17 protein-coding genes, 2 pseudogenes and 1 riboswitch are annotated in these 19,677 nt (G+C 33.2%); of the genes and pseudogenes, 10 read left to right on the top strand and 9 right to left on the bottom strand.

Annotated features, from left to right (window positions below; translation table 11 throughout):
* Positions 1–16: 16 nt before the first annotated feature.
* Positions 17–910, bottom strand: coding sequence for a sulfite exporter TauE/SafE family protein (locus RCG18_RS25050; protein ID WP_308038694.1), 894 nt, complete (start codon positions 908–910; stop codon positions 17–19).
* A 406-nt stretch (positions 911–1,316) separates the two neighbouring features.
* On the opposite strand from RCG18_RS25050, the gene RCG18_RS25045 reads away from it, so the two are divergent.
* Positions 1,317–1,736 carry a hypothetical protein gene (locus tag RCG18_RS25045; RefSeq protein WP_308038693.1) on the top strand — a complete coding sequence of 140 codons (420 nt, stop codon included), beginning with the start codon at positions 1,317–1,319 and terminating at the stop codon, positions 1,734–1,736.
* Between the two features lie 83 nt (positions 1,737–1,819).
* On the opposite strand, the pseudogene ribB reads toward RCG18_RS25045, so the two are convergent.
* From ribB to RCG18_RS25030, 3 genes and pseudogenes are all read right to left on the bottom strand, one after another.
* Positions 1,820–2,487, bottom strand: a pseudogene (ribB, locus tag RCG18_RS25040) (3,4-dihydroxy-2-butanone-4-phosphate synthase).
* Positions 2,488–2,699: 212 nt separating this feature from the next.
* Positions 2,700–2,813: riboswitch (FMN riboswitch) on the bottom strand.
* 118 nt (positions 2,814–2,931) lie between these two features.
* Positions 2,932–4,437, bottom strand: coding sequence for a stage V sporulation protein B (spoVB, locus tag RCG18_RS25035; RefSeq protein ID WP_308038692.1), 1,506 nt, complete (start codon positions 4,435–4,437; stop codon positions 2,932–2,934).
* Between the two features lie 207 nt (positions 4,438–4,644).
* Positions 4,645–5,811 carry an SH3 domain-containing protein gene (locus RCG18_RS25030; RefSeq protein WP_308038691.1) on the bottom strand — a complete coding sequence of 389 codons (1,167 nt, stop codon included), beginning with the start codon at positions 5,809–5,811 and terminating at the stop codon, positions 4,645–4,647.
* Positions 5,812–6,011: 200 nt separating this feature from the next.
* Here RCG18_RS25030 and RCG18_RS25025 point away from each other — a divergent pair, with 200 nt between their 5' ends.
* The gene (locus RCG18_RS25025) at positions 6,012–6,584 is read left to right on the top strand and encodes a ferritin family protein (RefSeq protein ID WP_308042109.1); all 573 of its coding nucleotides are present in this window, start codon (positions 6,012–6,014) and stop codon (positions 6,582–6,584) included.
* 33 nt (positions 6,585–6,617) lie between these two features.
* On the top strand, positions 6,618–7,007 hold the full coding sequence (locus tag RCG18_RS25020; protein ID WP_308038690.1) for a hemerythrin family protein: 390 nt from the start codon (positions 6,618–6,620) through the stop codon (positions 7,005–7,007).
* A gap of 88 nt (positions 7,008–7,095) precedes the next feature.
* On the opposite strand, the gene RCG18_RS25015 is transcribed toward RCG18_RS25020, so the two are convergent.
* The gene (locus RCG18_RS25015; protein ID WP_308038689.1) at positions 7,096–7,572 is read right to left on the bottom strand and encodes a hypothetical protein; all 477 of its coding nucleotides are present in this window, start codon (positions 7,570–7,572) and stop codon (positions 7,096–7,098) included.
* A 168-nt stretch (positions 7,573–7,740) separates the two neighbouring features.
* On the opposite strand from RCG18_RS25015, the gene RCG18_RS25010 reads away from it, so the two are divergent.
* From RCG18_RS25010 to RCG18_RS24995, 4 genes and pseudogenes are all read left to right on the top strand, one after another.
* Positions 7,741–8,517: a PIG-L family deacetylase gene (locus tag RCG18_RS25010; RefSeq protein ID WP_308038688.1), complete on the top strand. Its 777-nt coding sequence runs from the start codon at positions 7,741–7,743 to the stop codon at positions 8,515–8,517.
* Between the two features lie 142 nt (positions 8,518–8,659).
* Entirely contained in the window at positions 8,660–8,956 is a 297-nt protein-coding gene (locus RCG18_RS25005; protein ID WP_308038687.1) for a hypothetical protein, read from the top strand.
* Between the two features lie 1,305 nt (positions 8,957–10,261).
* Complete coding sequence (locus RCG18_RS25000; protein ID WP_308038686.1) at positions 10,262–11,464, top strand: hypothetical protein; 1,203 nt, start codon at positions 10,262–10,264, stop codon at positions 11,462–11,464.
* Positions 11,465–11,618: 154 nt separating this feature from the next.
* A pseudogene (locus tag RCG18_RS24995) lies at positions 11,619–12,763 on the top strand (IS3 family transposase).
* Positions 12,764–12,944: 181 nt separating this feature from the next.
* On the opposite strand, the gene RCG18_RS24990 reads toward RCG18_RS24995, so the two are convergent.
* The 3 genes from RCG18_RS24990 to RCG18_RS24980 all read right to left on the bottom strand — a co-directional run bounded on the left by RCG18_RS24990 (position 12,945) and on the right by RCG18_RS24980 (position 15,193).
* Positions 12,945–13,604 carry a hypothetical protein gene (locus RCG18_RS24990; protein WP_308038685.1) on the bottom strand — a complete coding sequence of 220 codons (660 nt, stop codon included), beginning with the start codon at positions 13,602–13,604 and terminating at the stop codon, positions 12,945–12,947.
* 180 nt (positions 13,605–13,784) lie between these two features.
* The gene (locus RCG18_RS24985; protein ID WP_308038684.1) at positions 13,785–13,973 is read right to left on the bottom strand and encodes a hypothetical protein; all 189 of its coding nucleotides are present in this window, start codon (positions 13,971–13,973) and stop codon (positions 13,785–13,787) included.
* Positions 13,974–14,101: 128 nt separating this feature from the next.
* Complete coding sequence (locus RCG18_RS24980) at positions 14,102–15,193, bottom strand: PLP-dependent aminotransferase family protein (RefSeq protein WP_308038683.1); 1,092 nt, start codon at positions 15,191–15,193, stop codon at positions 14,102–14,104.
* A gap of 236 nt (positions 15,194–15,429) precedes the next feature.
* Here RCG18_RS24980 and RCG18_RS24975 point away from each other — a divergent pair, with 236 nt between their 5' ends.
* From RCG18_RS24975 to RCG18_RS24965, 3 genes are all read left to right on the top strand, one after another.
* Entirely contained in the window at positions 15,430–16,275 is an 846-nt protein-coding gene (locus RCG18_RS24975; protein WP_308038682.1) for an acetamidase/formamidase family protein, read from the top strand.
* A 483-nt stretch (positions 16,276–16,758) separates the two neighbouring features.
* Positions 16,759–17,523, top strand: coding sequence for a MerR family transcriptional regulator (locus tag RCG18_RS24970; protein ID WP_308038681.1), 765 nt, complete (start codon positions 16,759–16,761; stop codon positions 17,521–17,523).
* Positions 17,524–17,711: 188 nt separating this feature from the next.
* Positions 17,712–18,824, top strand: a complete 1,113-nt coding sequence (locus RCG18_RS24965; RefSeq protein ID WP_308038680.1) for a helix-turn-helix domain-containing protein — start codon at positions 17,712–17,714, stop codon at positions 18,822–18,824.
* A gap of 183 nt (positions 18,825–19,007) precedes the next feature.
* Here RCG18_RS24965 and RCG18_RS24960 read toward each other — a convergent pair whose 3' ends face one another.
* A complete protein-coding gene (locus RCG18_RS24960) occupies positions 19,008–19,397 on the bottom strand; it encodes a rhodanese-like domain-containing protein (protein ID WP_308038679.1) in 390 nt (129 codons plus the stop codon).
* Positions 19,398–19,677 lie beyond the last annotated feature (280 nt).

Raw genomic sequence — 19,677 nt, 5'->3', positions numbered from 1 at the left:
TCAGTGTTATTTTTTATTAAGCAGATTTTTCTAATTCTGAGGTTTTATTTTTGTTGGATTTAAAGGATTTATACATTATAAATGCTGTATACAATACTACACCGATAACTAACCATTTTAATGTAGCAAGTGGTAGAGATTTAACAAGATAAGCTGCTACTAAGACACCTATTGGACCCATAATATTAATAGCCAGAGAAGTCTTAGGAGCGTGAGCACCTTCTTTTATAAATTTAAAGGATGCAAATGGAAGTAGTATTGCACCAGAGCCCATCATTATTGGGAAAGCAACCTTTGGATCCATACCTAAAGCAAATACTAGAGCCATACATGGAGCAAATAATCCTATACCTAGAGTATTAAGAGCACCAAATATAAAATTACCTATAATTCCGATTATGAGTTTTCCACCAGATAAGCCGATTGCAGTTCCTCCAACTGGGAAAAGATTTAATTGTCCTGCTATCATTATGAGTGCTATACAAACAAGGGCAAGTCCCATGGAACCTTGAACAGCTTTTTCATTTAGTTTAGATATGATCCCAGCTCCTATAAGAGCACCAGCTACAGCTGCTAGAATCATACTTATAAGAGTTATTGGTTCAACTTGTACTACTGTTAAAAATATTAAGGCTTCACAAACTGTTGGAATTGTAGCACCAACGTTTAATGTACCAGGTATTTTTTTATCCCCTACAAGTTTTAGGTTTTTAAATAATGAAGTTTCGATAGCAAAGCTTCCTATACCTAAAGTGTCGAAAAAGTTTGCAAACATTCCCACAAGGCCTGATGTTAAAAAACTTTCATTTCCAAGTTCACCTTGCTTGGATTTATTCATGTAGTCCTTTACAAGTACAAATAAAAATATTACACCTGTAACTAAGATTGCTGCTAATAAAATTTTGAGCATGATTATTCCTCCTTAGTCATTAATTGTATTATTGCGACAATGATATTTTACTGGGATTCTAATCTCTTTACAAGAGTTATTTGATTTTCAAATTTTTGAAACGTTTTCTATTTAAAATGCATATAAAGATTCATAATTAATATGTACAATTTTGATATGTGAATTATTTTATTCTAAAGTGAATTTTAAATAAAAGAGTTTCAGTTAGATTCAGAAATAATGACTCAATCTCATATTGTAGCCTATAAAAGATTTAGATATGACATACAGTTGTCATACTTAATATGTTAAAATTTACTTATGAAGATTTTTGAAAGGAAGCTATTCAAAACAACTGGGTATTGGAATTTAAAGATAGCGAAGGAAATGATATTGAAATATATTGCAAAATTAAGGAGGGCAAGGTATGGCAAAAGCAAGGATAGCTGAAAAAACGGTATATTTTAAATCAAATGTGAATGCTGTTTGGAATGCTGTAACCAATAACGAAGATTGCAAATGGCGTTCTGATATAAAAAAGATAGAAGTTATTGAGGATGGAAGTCAATGGTTGGAGTATTACGATAATAAAAATTATACCAAATTTACTCTCAGTGAAAAGACAGAGCATATAAAATATAATTTTAATATGGAAAATAAAATGTTTTATGGCAATTGGACAGGATATTTCTATCCTACTGAAATAGGTGGAACAAAATTAGTAATTAGGGAAAGTATTTTTATTAAAAATCCTATAGTGAGAATTATTTCTTATTTATTTTGGAATTTAAATAAGATACAAGATACATATATTCGAGATTTAAAAAATAAATTGCAGGAAGATTAAACCTCAAAAAATAAATACTGAAGTGTTAAAACTTAAAAAGCCTGTTGATAAAATATTTTATCAACAGGCTGAAATTATAGGGTTTAAGCTATGGTGTTTTTTATTTTAGCCTTTTGCATACTCTTTCTATATTCTGCAATATCATCAATGGAAACAACAGTCATATCATGTTCTTTGGCAAAATTAACTATCTGTGGTAGACGAGCCATAGTTCCATCAGGATTTGTAAGTTCACATAAAATTCCTGCAGGTTTATATCCTGCTAAAGTCATGAGATCAACAGTGCCTTCTGTATGACCACGTCTAGCTAAAACACCACCTGTACGCGCACGAAGTGGAAAAACGTGACCAGGATGACATAAGTTTTCAGGTTTGCAGTCATCTTTTATAGCAGTAAGAATTGTAATAACTCTATCAGCAGCAGAAACTCCTGTAGTCACCCCTTCTTTAGCCTCAATTGAGATAGTGAATGCAGTTTCATGCTTACATGTATTATTAGATACCATTTGAGGTAAATTCAATTCCTTAACTCTTTCATCTGTTAGACAAAGACAAACAATGCCGCTACATTCTCTAATTAACATAGCCATTTGAGATGTTGTAATAGTTTCAGCAGGAAAAATGAGATCTCCCTCATTTTCACGATTTTCATCGTCAACAAGAAGTACTCCCTTGCCTTTTTAAGATTGTCCAATGCTTTTTCTACACGGTTTAAAGAATTACCGAATTGAGTTAATAATGATTGATTCATTTAAGATTCCTCCAAGTTATAATAAATTTTACATAAAGTACCTCCAATTTTTAAAATTGTATGTATATTATTTTATGTAATTACTTGTTTATTTAATGAGTTGTTTTATTTTGAATACTCTTACTTAAATTACACATAAAAAGTCCCCTTAAGCAACCTTAAGGGGACCTAAAAACATAATGAACATACATACTAAAAATACGTATACTTACATTCACCTTCTTTCATCCAGACTATACTGTCGGCTTCGGAATTTAACCGAATCTGCCTTATGGCTTGCGGGCTATACCGCCGATAGGGAATTTCACCCAACCCCGAAGGATACTTTATATAACTTTATTATTAAAATAACACTTCAAATTTCCTTTGTCAAGCCAAAAGATCAAGTTATATCCAGATTAGGTAATTGCAGCTTTTATAATGTTAGGATTCTCTGTAAAATGCTTATCTATATCTGTCTTTAATTATATATAAAGTAAAAATAAGTGATATGAGAAAAGCAATTGCTATCATGAATAGATTTTTAAGTGCAAACATTTGTGAAGGTAATACATTGTTTAATATAGCTAGTACAAAATAAAGAAGTATTCCCAAAAGTGTCATTATGAATATATCATATTTGGTAATGTTTAAACTACATATTCTTTTTATTTCGTATAAGTTTAATGCTAAGGTTGTGATGGAGGTTATTATGAGCGATATACCACAACCATAAATGTTTATCCATGATATTCCTGTGAGTACATACAAAAGAAACAATTCCTCGAATGCTACAATTAGTGAATTACGTAAAATTATATTTTGCTTTCCTAATCCATTCAATATGCCAAAGGTGGTAGCAGCGGCAAAGACAATAGGAGCGGCAAAGGAGCAAAACTTAATATATGATCCTAGGTCTTTTCTGCCATAGAAAAGTTCTCCTAATGAATTAGGCATATTTAAGCATATTACCATAGTAGTAATACCTAGTAATAAAGCTATTTTTAAAACCTGTGATATCCTATGCTCTGCATCCCAGTAATTTTTCTTTTCTATTTTTTCAGAGAGATCTGGTATAAGCACAGTTGAAATTGACATAACTATGAGCATTGGAAAAAAGATTATATTTAAAGACATACCTTTGAATCTACCAATCATGGACAATGCCGTACTATATTCTATTCCTGCGCTCACAAGTCTTCTTGGTACTATTAAAGCAGATGCAGCAGATATAGCTGTTGATAAAAAACCATTTAAGCACAGAGGAAAAGATATAACAAGTATATTAAATAAAAGCTGAAGCTTGTCTTCAGCTGAGGCAAAGTTTGATTTATAATGTGATTTTTTAATTTTGTAAGCAATATAAAGAAGGACAAAACTTACAAGTTCACCAACTGTCAATGTTACATAAGCAGCAGTTACGGTGTTTTTAACATCATCAAGTGAAAGGAGAGTTACTATAGTTACTAAAATAATTATTCTTAAAAACTTTTCTAAAATATCGATAAAAGCAGGTATTTTAATATTGGAAGTACCATAGAAATATCCCTTTAAAATTGCGGATAATGCAATGAAAAGCATAGCAGGACACATAACTTGTATAGCATGTATAGTTCTCACATCTTTTATAATATAAACACTTATGTACTGAGCATAAACAAATACGAAACTTACTATAATTAAAGCCCATACACAATCAAATAATAATGAAATATCTATAGATCTGTTTAAGTTTCTGAAATCGTCTTTAGAAAAATATAATGCTGCAACCCTTGATATAGCTGCGACCATTCCTCCAGATATAAGACATATGAATAAATCATAGATAGGCATTACAAGACCATAAAGGCCCATTCCTTCAGCACCTAATTCACGAGATAAAATTATAGAAAATATAAAACCGAATACGCCTGTAATTAAATTAGAGCTAATTAATATAAGTGAATTCTTTAAAAATCTATCCCTTCTCATACACAAACCCCTATACTAAATAATGTTTTTTAGGTTATCACTTTAGTAATTAAAGTAAAACTAAAGCAGATGTAAAATAAAGCTTGTATTCCCTAGTATTAATAACTATGTTAAATTAAATAATTATATTCCATTTAATGATGTGTATAAACATAAAAAAGCACAGCTCGTAAAAGCTGTACTTGAAAAGATACTTATAATTTTTCTTTAATTTATATAGCTTAGATATTTGCTAGATGACCATCCTTGAACTCCATTAACGCTGATTTTCATCCAACTGCCATCTACAGAGTAATCAAGTACTTGAGCATATTGGCCTTGGTTTAGCACTCCCATAATATTAGAAGATATCGTTGTAGGATTACTTCTTATATTTAGCTGATAAGTAGAATTGTTTACTGTTACATATTCACCACTTTTTACTGGAGCAATTAAATTGCCATATATCCAACCTACTTGTCCATTATATTTTATTTGATACCAGCCGTTAGAATAATCAATTAAATATGCAATAGTATTCTTAGGAACAGTACCTATAATATTAGCGCTAGTTGAAGGGTTAGCTCTAAAATTTGCATAACTATTTACATTTGTTATCTGACCAAATGTCCCTGCACTAACTGAATTTGATGTAGATGAATCACCTGAGCTGTCTTCAACGATGTTAACATACCTACCTGGAATATATCCATTATTGATATCATCCATAGTTAAGAAATATCTTTTTGTACCTTGTATTCCACCAAAGACATCTTCATAAGTAGATTCATATGTGAAAGCACCTTGTATTCCATTTAATGAACCCCATCTGTCGAATATAACTACGTGATCACCTGGCCTGTCCAATATGTCCATATGCTTAATATCACTTAGATTAATTTTAACAAAATACTTATCAAACATAGTTGAAGTTGATAACTTGTAATCGTGAATGTTAAAGGCTGATTGTACAAATCCAGAACAATCAATTCCGGCAGTAGTAGGCACATATTGTTGACCAGCAGTTGTGTTAACATTGCCAGCATAAGCACCTTTATTAATAGCGTCTAAAAAGTTTGCCCATGGAGCATCAATTGAATTTGAGTCTAAGCTATCCTGTCCACCCCAGTCATATGGGATTCCCGTAACTTGAGCAACGGTAAGGTTAGCAAATTGACTCGGCTGGGTAATACTTGAAGCATAGTCAGAAGAAACTGTACCGTTTTGAGTATTAGAGTATGTCCAAGTTAGATTAATCATACTCAAAACTCTTTGCTCTGCTTGAACTCTTGTAATTGGCGTTTGTACTATACTAGCACTTACCATGCTCATAGGTGTAACTACTGTAGCAACTGCAAATAAGGAAGCAAGAAATAATGATTTATATCTTTTCACTATATAAATCCTCCTTTTATAATGGATTGAATGCACTTAGTGAGGAATTTTTTCGAACTGCAATCATAATTATAAACAGTAATAAGGTTTACATCAACACGCAAATTATGGATTAAAATATTAAGATTATGGGTAATATTTCATAAAATTATGGTATACTTATTATGATTATTATGCTAATTGAAGAAAGGGATGGAGCTATGGAAAAATTAGTATGCGTAATTTGTGGTATGGAGATTAATGATAAGAATTATAACTTCAATAAAGAAGCTTTTCTTAGTTCAAACAGTAAAGAGGATGTAAAATATTGTCCATTTTGTGGTGCACCAGAACAATATTTGGAAATAGATGGCAAAGAGTTTGATTATGGTAAAAGTAAACTTGATGATAATGCCTTAAAAATAGTTGACCATGCTGTTAAATTAGAAATATTTAATGGGGATTTTTACAAGAAAGCATCAAAAATTGCTAAAGATGAAAAAGTTAAAAAAATATTTGAGGCCTTATCAAGAATTGAGTATATGCATGCAAGAATACATAAAAAAATAGGTGGTTTTAAAGATGATCCTGCTTTAAGAGATATGGATTATTCAAAGTATGACAGTGATGATATATTGCTGGAAATGGCTTGTAAGAGAGAAAAACATGCCGTTGAATATTATGAAAAGTACAGCAAGGAAATAGGGGATAAAACTATAGTAGAAGTATTTGCTGCTTTATCTGGAGTAGAAGAAGAACATATTGAACTTACAGGTAAAAGAGACATCGGATAAAAATTATATAACAAGGTTTTAGGAGGGGAACTTATGTTGAAATGGAAAGATGAATATTTAATTGGTGTGCCGGAAATTGATAAGCAACATGAGGAATTATTTAATATAGCAGGAAAAGCCTATGCCGTATTAAAGGATGACTTTAGTGTGGACAAATATGATAAAATCGTTGCAATTTTAGAAGAGCTTAAAGAGTATGCAGTTTATCATTTTAGATCAGAAGAAGAATATATGGCAAGTATTCATTATAAGAAGTTTTTTTCCCAAAAGCTTGAACATGATGAGTTTATTAAAAAAGTAAATAATGTTGATCTAAGAAAAGTGGACGAGGACCAAGATAAATATTTATTTGATGTACTTAATTTTATTGTTGAATGGACAAGTGATCATATTCTGAAAAAGGATAAAGGAATAACTTCATAAACCCAGATAAAACAAAGACATGTCAATCATTTCATTTAAGAAATTGACATGTCTTAGATTTTTATTTCATAGTGAATATTAACAACATTTAATTTAAGTAGGTCATATTTTTGCCAGGTATATCTTCATCAAGAATATCGTCCATATCATCATCATAAAACCCTTGGTCTAAAATACCGAAAGTGTTACATTCCTCTATAAATTCAAATATACGTTCATCGCTTAAAGGCTTAAACATATATTCATCGCCATTATCAATTGGATTTTTTAAATCATAAAAAAGCTTAACTAGTGGATACAAGGTAAGACCATCTACTCTTTGGCAAAAATCTAAGGCTTGTACTCCACCTAAAAATTCAGAATCTGTGTTGGCAACATGGCTAATTGTTAACTCGTCTGCTAAATCATCTGTATCTTCAATAGAATTATAAGAATCCTTATCTAAATATAAGTCACCTATTTCTTTTATTTTGGGTATTATTCTATTTTCATCCAAAACAAGTTTATGGTCTTCTTCTTTGCTAAGCATTAGTAATAAAAATCTCTCATCTGATGTAAGTTCCATGATGAAACCCTCCTTTAGTTTCTATATATTCTATAAACCTTCTAATGTTCCTTTATTTTCTTTGTAGTAAATTGTATAATTAGTAAGTAATGATGAGCCTTTATATAAATTTTATATAAAATCAATGGAAACTGTAAACTACTACGATTTTGACGGAGGTATTATATTATGGCAAACGTATTATTTGTATCACCACATCAAGATGACGAAACTTTATCTATGGGAATGGCTATCAAAAATCATTTAGCAGTAGGACATAATGTTTTTGTTATGTTGGTTACAGATGGTTCTGGTAGTTCAGCAAGATATATAATTAATAACTTAGATGAGAACGTTTCACCTCCACAACCATGCTGGTGCGGTATTCATGGAAGATATCATAATCCAGTAGGAGAAGGGTATACAGTAGGTTCATATATGGACGCAGTTGAAATGTCAAATGCTAGATATGAGGAGCAACAGAGAGCAATTAATGCTCTAGGAGTAACAAATGCAATTATAAGAGTTGGTGTAAAAGATGATACTTGTAATGTTAATAAAACAACTATATTCAATGCAATAAAAGATTGGATATATGATTATGGTGGACCATCTGCAACTATGGTTAGGGTTACATCTTATACAGATACAAGCCCCGATCACCAAGATTGTGCCCAAGTAGTACAATACTTAAAAGCAACCGGACATATAGCAGATCTAAGACTTTATATTAGCCCAGAGCACTTCCCAAGCGGGATTCCTTCATCAATAACGGTTAGTGGAGTTACAGCGTATCAAGAAGGAAGCTCAGCTTACCAAACTACAGTAGTAAATGCGCAAAGTGCTTACAAATTATGGTCACCGGCTACCGGAAAGTACGGAGTAGGATATCACTCAGTTCAGAACCTATTTGATAAGGTGGATCCTGCTAAGAGTGGTAATATGTATTCATATCACCATGCATAATTACAAGAGCGGGATGTATATGCTTGTGAGGGGAAACAATTTTTATTTAGTGACTGGAAGTGGTGGGATATGGTTATGGAAATAAGATAATTGATGTACAAAATAAAAAACTTCAAAATGATATATTACAAGGAGATAAAACATGGATAATGCAAATTTAACTAAAAATCGTGCTAGAATACTTAGTATTGGTGCTATTATAGTTCCTCTAGCTACATTTATTACTATGGTGTTTGGATTCTTTCATGCCAAAACTATTATGGGCATTACACCTGGTTTCACACTACTTATGTGTATACTAGGGGTTATTGCAGTTTTTATATCCAAAAGGATGTTTCCTAGTAAGTTAGGTAAAATAAGTTTGATTATAACTATTGTTTTAACGATATTGAACTTGATACCATTCTTATATTTTATAGTTTTCTTTTCTATTCCATAAGAAATGATTTTATGCTCTGTTAACTAAATTGTTTTATATATCCTAATGACTGACCATATTTAATAATAACTCTTAACCATTTTAACACTCTCCTAATAGTCTTTAACTATATATTTTTATTAAAGAAGTAATGTTTATTATTTTTTGTAGGAACCTTAAAACACTTGATTTTCTATGTTCGTGGCAGTGGATTTCACCATGTATTCGTATTTTACTTCTTCAAAAGTTCGGGTCGCAGAGTGACTTTATCAGGCGGTATTTCCACCAGCTTAAGGAGTTTATGCAGGTTATTATTTAGGAGCACGAGAGACATCTTATACGGGGTACAGCCGTTTAGGTTGTATCTTGCCTCACTATTGATATGATTCATTAAGACAGTTGCATCTTTCTGATTATAAGAATCCAGACTCTGTCCTTTTGGAACCACATAACGTATGTATTCATGGTTCTTCTCTAGCATACCTTTCTTTCGTTCCTTGCATTTATAGCGGACACGTCTCCTTAAATCAATGTTTTTGGCAGTAAAAACTCCCTTGTCAATATAATTATAAAGAGTCCTCCTACTGCAAGGGATTTCATGACCATGATTAGCATAAATATGAGCTAGTGATTGGCCCTGCTTCAACAAGGGTGAAATAAGCTCATCAAGTAAGGCAATATCAACAAGAGATTGATTAATGCCATCTCTACAGGAAACCAAAAGGGCATGAGAAGATTCATCAGCCTTCTGGGCTGAATAAAGCGCATCTGGCAGCTCTTAAAATGGGCACACTGAAGTATTTTTTTCTGATCCTCTCTTTGGGGAAAGTAACGGTATTTTTTCACTTCTTTTGTAACAGTACTTGGATGCTTATCAATGCTTCTGGCAATGGATACAGAGGGTTCACCATCCTTTAACTGATAAAGAAGTATTTAGTAGATAATTTAGTTAAAAAAATAAGCACACAGGAGATAAATCCAAAGACCAATGAACCTTTTAAGATAGACGACATCTTAATTCCAGAATATAAAACTGCTGTGGGGAATGCTTTATTATCTAATGCAGGCTTAATTTAATTTGCTATAGAAAACTACAGAGCAATATACAGAATTAAAAAGCATGATAGACACCAAGAAAACAGAAGAAACTATATATAGGTAAGGATTGGTAGAACCTAGATCTTTACCTATGTGGTATATTATGCATCGTTAAATTAGAACAGTAAGATATATATAAATAAGGCTCAAGTTATTTTAATTTTTACTATTATATTGTATAATGGTAAAATAGTATTATATTGTAAAAAGGGTGGAAAGGAGATAAATATGAAAATAAAAATAATAGCACCATTATTAATTACTTCAGCAATGTTATTACAGAACACATTAGTTTTTGCAGATTCGTTACCAGGCATAACAAGTACAAAAAATATTTATTTATATAATGAAGGTAATAGACTAACGGATAATAAAACTTATTCTAAAAAAACATGTAATGAAACCTCAAACATAGTATCGGTAGGATCAGTTCATGACATAACAATACATGAACCTACTTTAGTAAGTAATTTAAACTTACCATCTAATATATTAGTTACAACTACGGAAGGAACTATGTTAGTACCATTACAGTGGTCTAATTATTCTGGCGTAAGTATAAATACAACTACTCAACTAAGCGGTAAAATTGTATTACCCCCAAGTATTTTAAATACCACAAGCATAAAGTTAAATGTAACCCAGACAGTAAAATATGAAGGGACGGGACTTCAAAGTAATCTAGGGACAGTGAGAGATAACAAGATAGTTAACATACCTCCGGCTACTACCATAAAGGAACTTATAGGTAACTTAAGCTACAACGGTGCAAAGCTCACAGACAAAATGTCTGCAATCGTCGTAGACAGACATAACGAAAGAGTATATGACGGTATTGTAAATGATGGAGATTCATTGCAAATCTCCGATGGACTATACACACATACTTATTATTTTAGTATCATACGTAAAGCACCATCAAACTCAAGTTCGTTATTAAGTATAATTCCACCTCAACCAATAGCGGTACCTGTTGCTGACGTGGCGAATAGTTTGAACTTACCTTCAATTATGCGCATTGATACTACAAATGGAACTGTAAACTTACCTGTTCAATGGAATATACCAAAAGATTTAAGTATAACAGAAGATGTGCAAATATCTGGCACGATTGTACTACCAGATAATATTTATAATTTAGGAGGGGTAGAGTTACCTGTTTATCAACAATTAAACTATAAACCACTTAGAATTCCTAGCTCATTTGGTTTTATGGCTGGTAACTTTATAGACATACCGGTAGGAACATCTGTATCAAGTTTAATAGATGCCTTTACTAATGCCGATTCATATACCTTAACTTTTCATGATAAGAACCACAATACTTTAGGAAGCGATGCTAATATTGTAACAGGAGATATACTTGTAGTAACTAGCGGAAACACTAACTATAACTTTTATCTATCCACTAAAACTGCCATTATGCCTTAAAACCACGTACTAAAGGATAATATTACGCATTAAACGTCACAAACAATAAAAGCTTGCGACGTTTTAATTTAAGACAGACTATGATGTTAGTATAATATTGTAGACAGGAAAAGCCGAACACTTTACAATAAAGAAAAGAGAAGGAAGTGTTACAATGGCAAGAGGTCAAAAACAATATACAGAAGAATTTAAAAATACAATAATAGAACTTTACAACTCTGGAAAGACTTTAGCAGAGTTAAGTAGTGAATATGCCCCTTCTAAATCAACCATAACTGTATGGATTAAAAAAACCCAACCTGTAACTATAGGTAAAGATACAGCAATAACAGCGGCAGATTATCAAGCAATGCTTAAGAAAATGGCAAAGCTTGAAGAAGAAAATGAAATACTAAAAAAAGCTATGGGCATATTCGCAAGGAAGTAACATCGGTAATTGAATTTATCACAGCCAACAAGAAATATCATGATATTAAACTAATGTGCAAAGTTCTTAAGGTATCTAGGAGCTCTTATTACCAATACCTAAGAAAGAAGCCTAGCAAAAGAGATTTAGAGAATAATAACATTGCGAAAGCAATTATAGATATACACAAAGCTAGTAAGGGCCGTTATGGAGCTCATAAGATACACGCATCTCTAAATGCAATTGGTGTAACAATTAGCATAAAAAGAACTCAAAGGTTGATGAAGAAAATCGGAGTAAAATCTGTAATAACAAAGAAATATAGACCATATACTTCTAAGCATAAAATAGAAGAAAAAGAAAACATACTCAAAAGAGACTTTCAAGCTGAGAGTATCAACAAGAAATGGATAACTGATATAACCTATATTCATACTATCAAGGATGGATGGTGTTATTTAGCCTCGGTTATGGATCTATATAGCAAGAAAATAATAGGCTACGCCATGTCCAAATCAATTGATACTACATTAGCACTACAGGCAGTAAAAAATGCCGTAAGGCTTCAGAAGCCAACTAATAATCTTATACTTCACAGCGATTTAGGCTGTCAGTATACAAGCTCCGCTTTTAAAGAATATATAGTAAACACTAATTTAATCACTCACTCTTTTAGCTCTAAGGGATGTCCTTATGACAATGCCTGTATAGAGTCTTTCCGTGCATCCCTTAAGAAGTAGGAGGTAAATCTTGTTACATACTTAGATTTTAATTCTGCTAGGCTTGCTATTTTTGAATACATAGAATCCTGGTAAAACATAAGAAGGCTGCATAGCAGCATTGGATATATGACTCCACAAAAATGTGAAGACTTAGCTAGAAAATCTGCATAATTTGTTCAACTTTTGGTGTCCAAGATATTGACATAGATCCATAGTAGGCGACCTTCCGAAAAAAGCGGGATGGTACTTTGATTGATACCATCCCGCTTTTTTACTCACGTTCCGTTTTCTGCTTGGTTACGTCATATCAAAAATCATGCTGTCATGCACGTTGTCTTGAATGACACTATCATTATTTAGGATCTAATCCAAAAATGAGGTCTAATAAGTGTATGCCCTTTTTCCCTCCAAGGTTGATGCCCTTTATACAGCCAATACAATAACAAATAACTTCAGTAGCATTAATTGTATCACAGTGCTTTTTCATTAATGTTATCTGTTCTTCTTCCGTATGCGGAAGAAAAAAACTTTCTGCGTTCTCGATGAAACGCTTTGGTGCAAAATCTCCATTTTGCTTAGGCAGCGGCTCATAGAGCGAAACTCCGCAAAATCTTGTTTTATTATAGTTTTCATCTAATTCTTCAATATCAATATTCATTCTTTGTATGATTCTTCGGATTGCTTTTTGTTGAGAATCATTGTCATATACACGCCAGCAATCTTGTACGGCCATTTTTCTGTGATCATAATCAGGATATGGGAATTGTTTGTCGTTATCCAATAGCTCCCAAATAGAAATTACTTTTTCGGCAGAAGAGTTTTCCCTGCAAAATGCAGCACATGTATTACATATATAAACCACTGTATCATGATTCGTAAGCTTCTTGTGACCTGGTCTGCAACATCCACCAATTTGAATATCATAATTCTCTGAGAGATAACCCTTTATTTTCTTGCTGGCCTCCATAGAATAAGCGGTAAATTTGCAACTAGGTAAATAAATCATTGACATCTTAAACACTCCTTCGTTATACATCTATCTCCATACAATATCTGGCTACATTCTTTATTTTATGCTTTAAAATGTATGTAATCAATGACAATATTGTATGGAATACATTTTTAACGAAGTGAAGAGATGCGGGGGTAATTTCTTCTGTTTTGTCCACCGGCGTTGACAAGTAGGTGAAAGTTAAACAATGAACATGGTATCCTTTTGGCTAAGTTCGAGGCAGCCCTCTTTGATTATTTGCAGCCCCTCGCGTAATTTATTCACATCTTGCGGCGAGGATGTGGCAATGCGGATAAAGTGATTATTTTCTGTGTCGCCCAGCGCAAAACGTTCTGAGCCATATACACTGACTCCCTGGGCGGCCATCATAGTTTCAAACGCTCTGCCAGTACAGTTCCTCGGTATTGGAAACCACTGATAAAATGATCGCGGATAAATGATATGAGGAAACGAGCTCATAATTTCCTGATAGTGCTGATTTCGGCAGACTGCACGCTCTAGCTTTTTTGCAGAATTTCCCGATACACCCCGCTACGGATCAGTTCCGCGGCGATTTCTATGTTGAGTGAAGGCGTTTTGAGATTTATGTTAAGAAGCCCTCTCTCCAGTAACACCCGAAATCTTTCCGGAAAGGAAAGGGTGGCCACCCTTAACCCGGTGCTGATAGGCTTTGAAAAACCATTGATGTAAATTGCCCGATCAGGAACCAGCGTCGCCAAGGGAGGGATTCTCTCTTCTGATAAAATGGCATAGCTGTCATCCTCCAGCACAATCATATCCTGTTCCGTTATCACCTTGGCTAATTCACTTCTTCGCTTAGCGCCCATGCACTGATTGGTTGGATTGTTGCAAGAGGGCATGAGGTATATCCCTTTGATGCTGGTCAGTCGGCATGCCTTTTCAAGTTCCAAAGGACTTATGCCCAAGCCATCGTTTTTAACGGGAATCAGTTGGATATTCAGCATATTGGCCAGACCGATAAAATTAGCATAGGTGTAGGAATCGGCAGCAATTTTATCGCCTGCACTGAAGAGTGAAGTCAGCACAATAGATAGTGCGTTCTGAGCTCCTGCGGTAATCAAAATATGATCGGCATCTGCTGAGCAGCCAAAGTCCTCCAACCATTTCTTCATCATGTTCCTCTGAAACGGACTTCCCAGGGGAAAGCTGTAATCGAAATACTGCTCGGCAGAAGGTTTTGCAAGCAATTCAGAAGCAACTTCGCGAACAATGCGGTTATCCTCGTCAAAAGGAAGTACCATTCCCATTTCAATGTCCATTTCATCTTTATGGCTTACAACGGTTGTTTGTACCCCAATATGGGGCGAAACGAAAGTTCCTTTACCAACAGTTGCATAAATCAGTCCCTTTTTTTCACACAGTTTGTAAGCACGTGTAATGGTACTAAAATTTATGTCCAAATAATCAGCAAGCTCTCTTTGAGGTGGGAGCTTGGAATTTTCCTGAAGTTTACCATTCTTGATATCGTGCTCCAATTGCTCTGCAAGAGACAGGTAGTAAGGATACTTCAGCCTCTCTTTGTCTGGTTTCCAGTTCATAGGATAATCTTCAAAGGAATTAACTGGCATCACTTCACCTCCTTAAAAATGTATTCAATACAATATTATTATTGATTACATACATTTTAGAGCATAAAATAAAGAATGTAAACAGATTACATAGTTCATTGCAAGACTTATAAGGAAAATGGCACTGATCATGTATTGGTAGCCGAAATGCTGGGTTGAATTCGTATCTTTTAAGAAAGTAAAGAAAGGAGGAATTTGAAATATACAGAGTATCAAGTAAAAATATAATTTATGCTATGAGCAAAGACAATGTCCCTGTTGCTGAGGTTGAATCAGGAAGTCAGATTGTATTTGAAACCTTTGATTGCTTTGAAAATCAAATACAATCACAAGACACTGTTATGCACCAGCTTGATTGGAATAGAATCAATCCTGCTACAGGGCCCGTATATATTAAAGGAGCAATGCCAGGCGATACCTTGGCTGTTAAAATCCAAAATATTAAGGTTGGTCATCAGGCCGTTATGGTTACTGGTCCAGACATGGGAATTTTAGGTGATAGTTTAAAGAAAACCTTCATTAAAATTCTTCCAATAGTAAACGAGCAAGTGGTATTTTCAGATAAAATTAGTTTTCCGATCAAACCCATGATTGGAGTAATCGGTACTGCTCCAAAAACAGTTTCCATATCCTGTGGTACACCAGGAATACATGGAGGAAATATGGATTCCAAAATAATTGGAATTGGAGCAACAATTTATCTACCTGTTGAAGTGCCTGGAGCTCTTTTAGCTATGGGTGACATACACACTATTATGGGTGATGGTGAGGTTTCTGTTTGCGGAGCCGAGGTCCCTGGTGAAATAACTGTTACAGTAGAGGTTATTAAAGGTCGGTCCTATAACCTTCCAGTAGTTTTCACAAAGGATGCCATTTATACAATTGCTTCTGATGTATCCTTGGATGTTGCAACTGTAATTGCAACTAAAAATATGTTAGATATATTAGTTTCCAAGGGCATGATTGCAGCTGAGGCTATATCCCTGCTTAGTTTAAGTGGAAATGTTCAAATATCTCAAATTGTTGATCCGCTTAAAACTGCTCGCTTAGAATTACCGATGTGGGTTTACAATTTACTATAAGATAAAACCTATTTAAATTATCTTTAATTATATACTTTTATTAAAGAAATTAATGTTTATTATTTAGGAGCATGAGAGACAGCTTATACGGGGTACAGCCGTTTAGACTGTCTCTTGCTTCACTATTGACATGATTCATTAAAACAGTTGCATCTCTCTGATTATAGGAATCCAGGCTCTGCCCTTTTGGAATCACATAACGTATGTATTCATGGTTCTTCTCTAGCATACCTTTCTTTCGTTCCTTGCATTTATAGCGAACATGTCTCCTTAAACCAATGTTATTGTAACAAATATCGCGCAAGACTAAAACCATGAAACACGAATTAAGTAGTGCAAACAAGAAGTTACCTTTTCATTTTACTTATATTTTCAAAAAATTTATTGACATTCACGTTGCGTAAAGGTGTATATTAATGTTGTCAGGAGGCATACTGACTGATAGCCTTAATATGCATATTGAGAATACAGGAGAGGGTACACATGGAATACACGGTGCAAAAACTAGGGAAAATGGCAGGTGTCAGCACTAGGACACTGCGATATTATGATGAGATTGGAATTCTTAAGCCGGCAAGAATAAATTCCTCAGGATATCGTATCTATGGAGAAAAAGAAGTAGATAGATTACAGCAAATACTATTTTATAGAGAGCTAGGGGTAGGCCTGGAAAGTATTAAGGAAATAATAACTTCGCCTTCCTTTGATGGTACAGCTGCACTTAGAGAACATCGTGAAAAGCTTCTTGAGAAACGCGAACAATTAAACATGTTAATTACAAATGTTGATAAAACAATAGCTGCAACGGAAGGGAGAATTAAAATGAGTAATAAAGAAAAATTTGAAGGCTTTAAACAAAAGATGATTGATGAAAATGAGAAAAAGTATGGTAAAGAAATTAGAGAAAAATATGGTAATGAAACAGTAGATGAATTAAATATTAAATTAAAAAACATGACAGAGGAGCAATATGCTGAGTTAGAAAAGCTTGGACGTGATGTAATTGATACACTAAGCAAAGCATTTGAAACTGGTGATCCATCTGGTGAACTTGCACAGAAAGCTGCAGATTTGCATCGTCAGTGGTTAAGTTATTCTTGGCCTAACTACAGCAAAGAAGCACATGCAGGACTTGCTCAAATGTATGTAGATGATGAGAGATTTACAGCATATTATGATAAGAATCAACCAGGCTTAGCAGCCTTTCTAAGAGATGCTATTTTCATCTATACAGGAATGAATAAATAAAAACAATAGAACATCGGGGTACTTCTCCGATGTTCTATTGTTTTATCTAAATTTAGCTGTAACTTAACTAGCGGTTAAATTTATCGTACAGCGTTCAACTATGTATCTATTGGTATATGAAGAAAATTAAATTACAATAAAAGTATAAGAGCTCTTAAAGCAAAATGAAATCAGGAGAGTGATTAAGCATGGATAAACTACTAATAGGGGAAGTTATTTTAAAACTAAGAAAAGAAAAAGGAATTACTCAGGAACAATTAGGAAACTTTATTGGAGTATCAACAGCAGCAGTTTCGAAATGGGAAAGTGGGAGCTCATATCCAGATATAACTTTATTACCAGTGATTGCAACATTTTTTAATATTACAATTGATAGATTACTAAATTTTAAAATCGAACTTTCAGATGAGGAAGTTATGAAAATATTTAGTGAATGTGAGAGACTATTTAGCAGTGGTGTTTTAGATGAGGCAATAGATAAGTGCAAGAATTATATATTAAAGTATCCATCTAGTTATTATTTAAAACTTAGAATAGGATTTTTATTTACAATGTATTCATGGAAGAGTTCAGATGAAGAAATTCGTAAGGATATGATGAATTATTCTATTAAATTATATGAAGATGTATCTGAAAACTGCAGTAAAACAGAGTTGGTTGAAGCGGCATTATATCAGCTTGGTGCATTGTATCCCTCACTAGGAGAAGAACATAAAGCTATTGAGGCTTTGAATAAAATAAATAAAAGCAAGCATGATCCTGATATTTTACTTGCTAGTATATATATTAATAAGAATGAACTGAAAAAAGCAAGAGAACTGCTGCAAGGTAGTTTATATAAAAGTATCAATGATGTAGGTATGGTATGTATGGGACTGGCCAACTCATTTATGAAAGAAGAAAAGGATTTAAACATAATAGAAAAATACTATAACCTATCTATCAATGTGAAAAAAGTTCTTTCTCCTGATGGATATCCGGCATTAGGGTTGTCAATGGAGTATTTAAATTTTGCTGAAACGTATCTGCAATTTAATGGAAGAAAAAAAGCGATAGATATGTTACACAATATGATAGAAGATTTAAGGAAGAATGATATAAACGAACCAGCTAAATTCAGCTCTATTTGGTGCTTTAATGAAATTCCTGTTGGAACTCGCACAATAACAATGAATTTATATGAAAATATATTCAAGATTTTTGAACAACCTATATTTGATATAATTAGAGAAAGTGAAGAATTCATAAGTATAATGAATGAGTTGAAAAAATTAGAGGAAAAATCTTTAAGCAAAAAATAATTATAGAGCTATAAGGCCGAAAATTGAATTACATTCCGGACTGAAGCTTAGAAGTCGTTATCCAAGGCCGTAGCGCCACTTATCCCCAACTTTAAGAAAAGCAGAGAGCCCAAATCTCTAATTTGGTGCGAATCGCTTTCACAGAGTGCGTTGGGGTGTTAGTGGCGATAGACATCGGATAAATTATTTTAAGCCATATTTCCAACCTGATAAACCGCGATTCAAATGATATATTTTACTAAAATTATGTTTTAAAAGAACTCTTACTGCTGCCGGACTTCTACCTCCTGAAGCACAGTGAACTAATATAGGATTATCCTTATATTTTTCAAGTTCATTGATTCTTGAAGCAAGTTCTCCTACAGGAATAGATTTTGAACCAGGTATATGACCAGACTTAAACTCTTGATTAGTTCTTACATCTAGAATTATGAGGTTTTTGGTAGTTTTAATTAATTGATGAGCTTCATCAGCGTTAACATTCTGTATATCCTTATTAGTAGTAAAGGCAAATCTACGGTATAGTATAAATGCTAAGATAACAACACCAAGTATTAACATAAAGTTTTGCATTATAAGCACTCCTCATCTATAGTATTAGTTTTTATATTAATAGTATAATCAAAATTTCTAACTATAAAACAATTATACCACCCAGGGGTATAAAATCAAGAGTTATTTTTTTATTGAAATAACATATTCAGTAAGGGATGATATAGAAGAAAAGGTGATTTCTTGTTTTTGAAGATATTGAAGTCTCTTACTAGAAATAAAGTTAAGTATAAGATATAAATAAAAATAAAATAATTCAATATAGTGTTTTAAAAGATGGTCGGTTTATAAAAATTAAACT

Source organism: Clostridium sp. OS1-26 (genome assembly GCF_030915445.1).
GTDB lineage: Bacteria > Bacillota > Clostridia > Clostridiales > Clostridiaceae > Clostridium_AM.
This window is presented reverse-complemented; position numbering and strand designations above follow the sequence as displayed.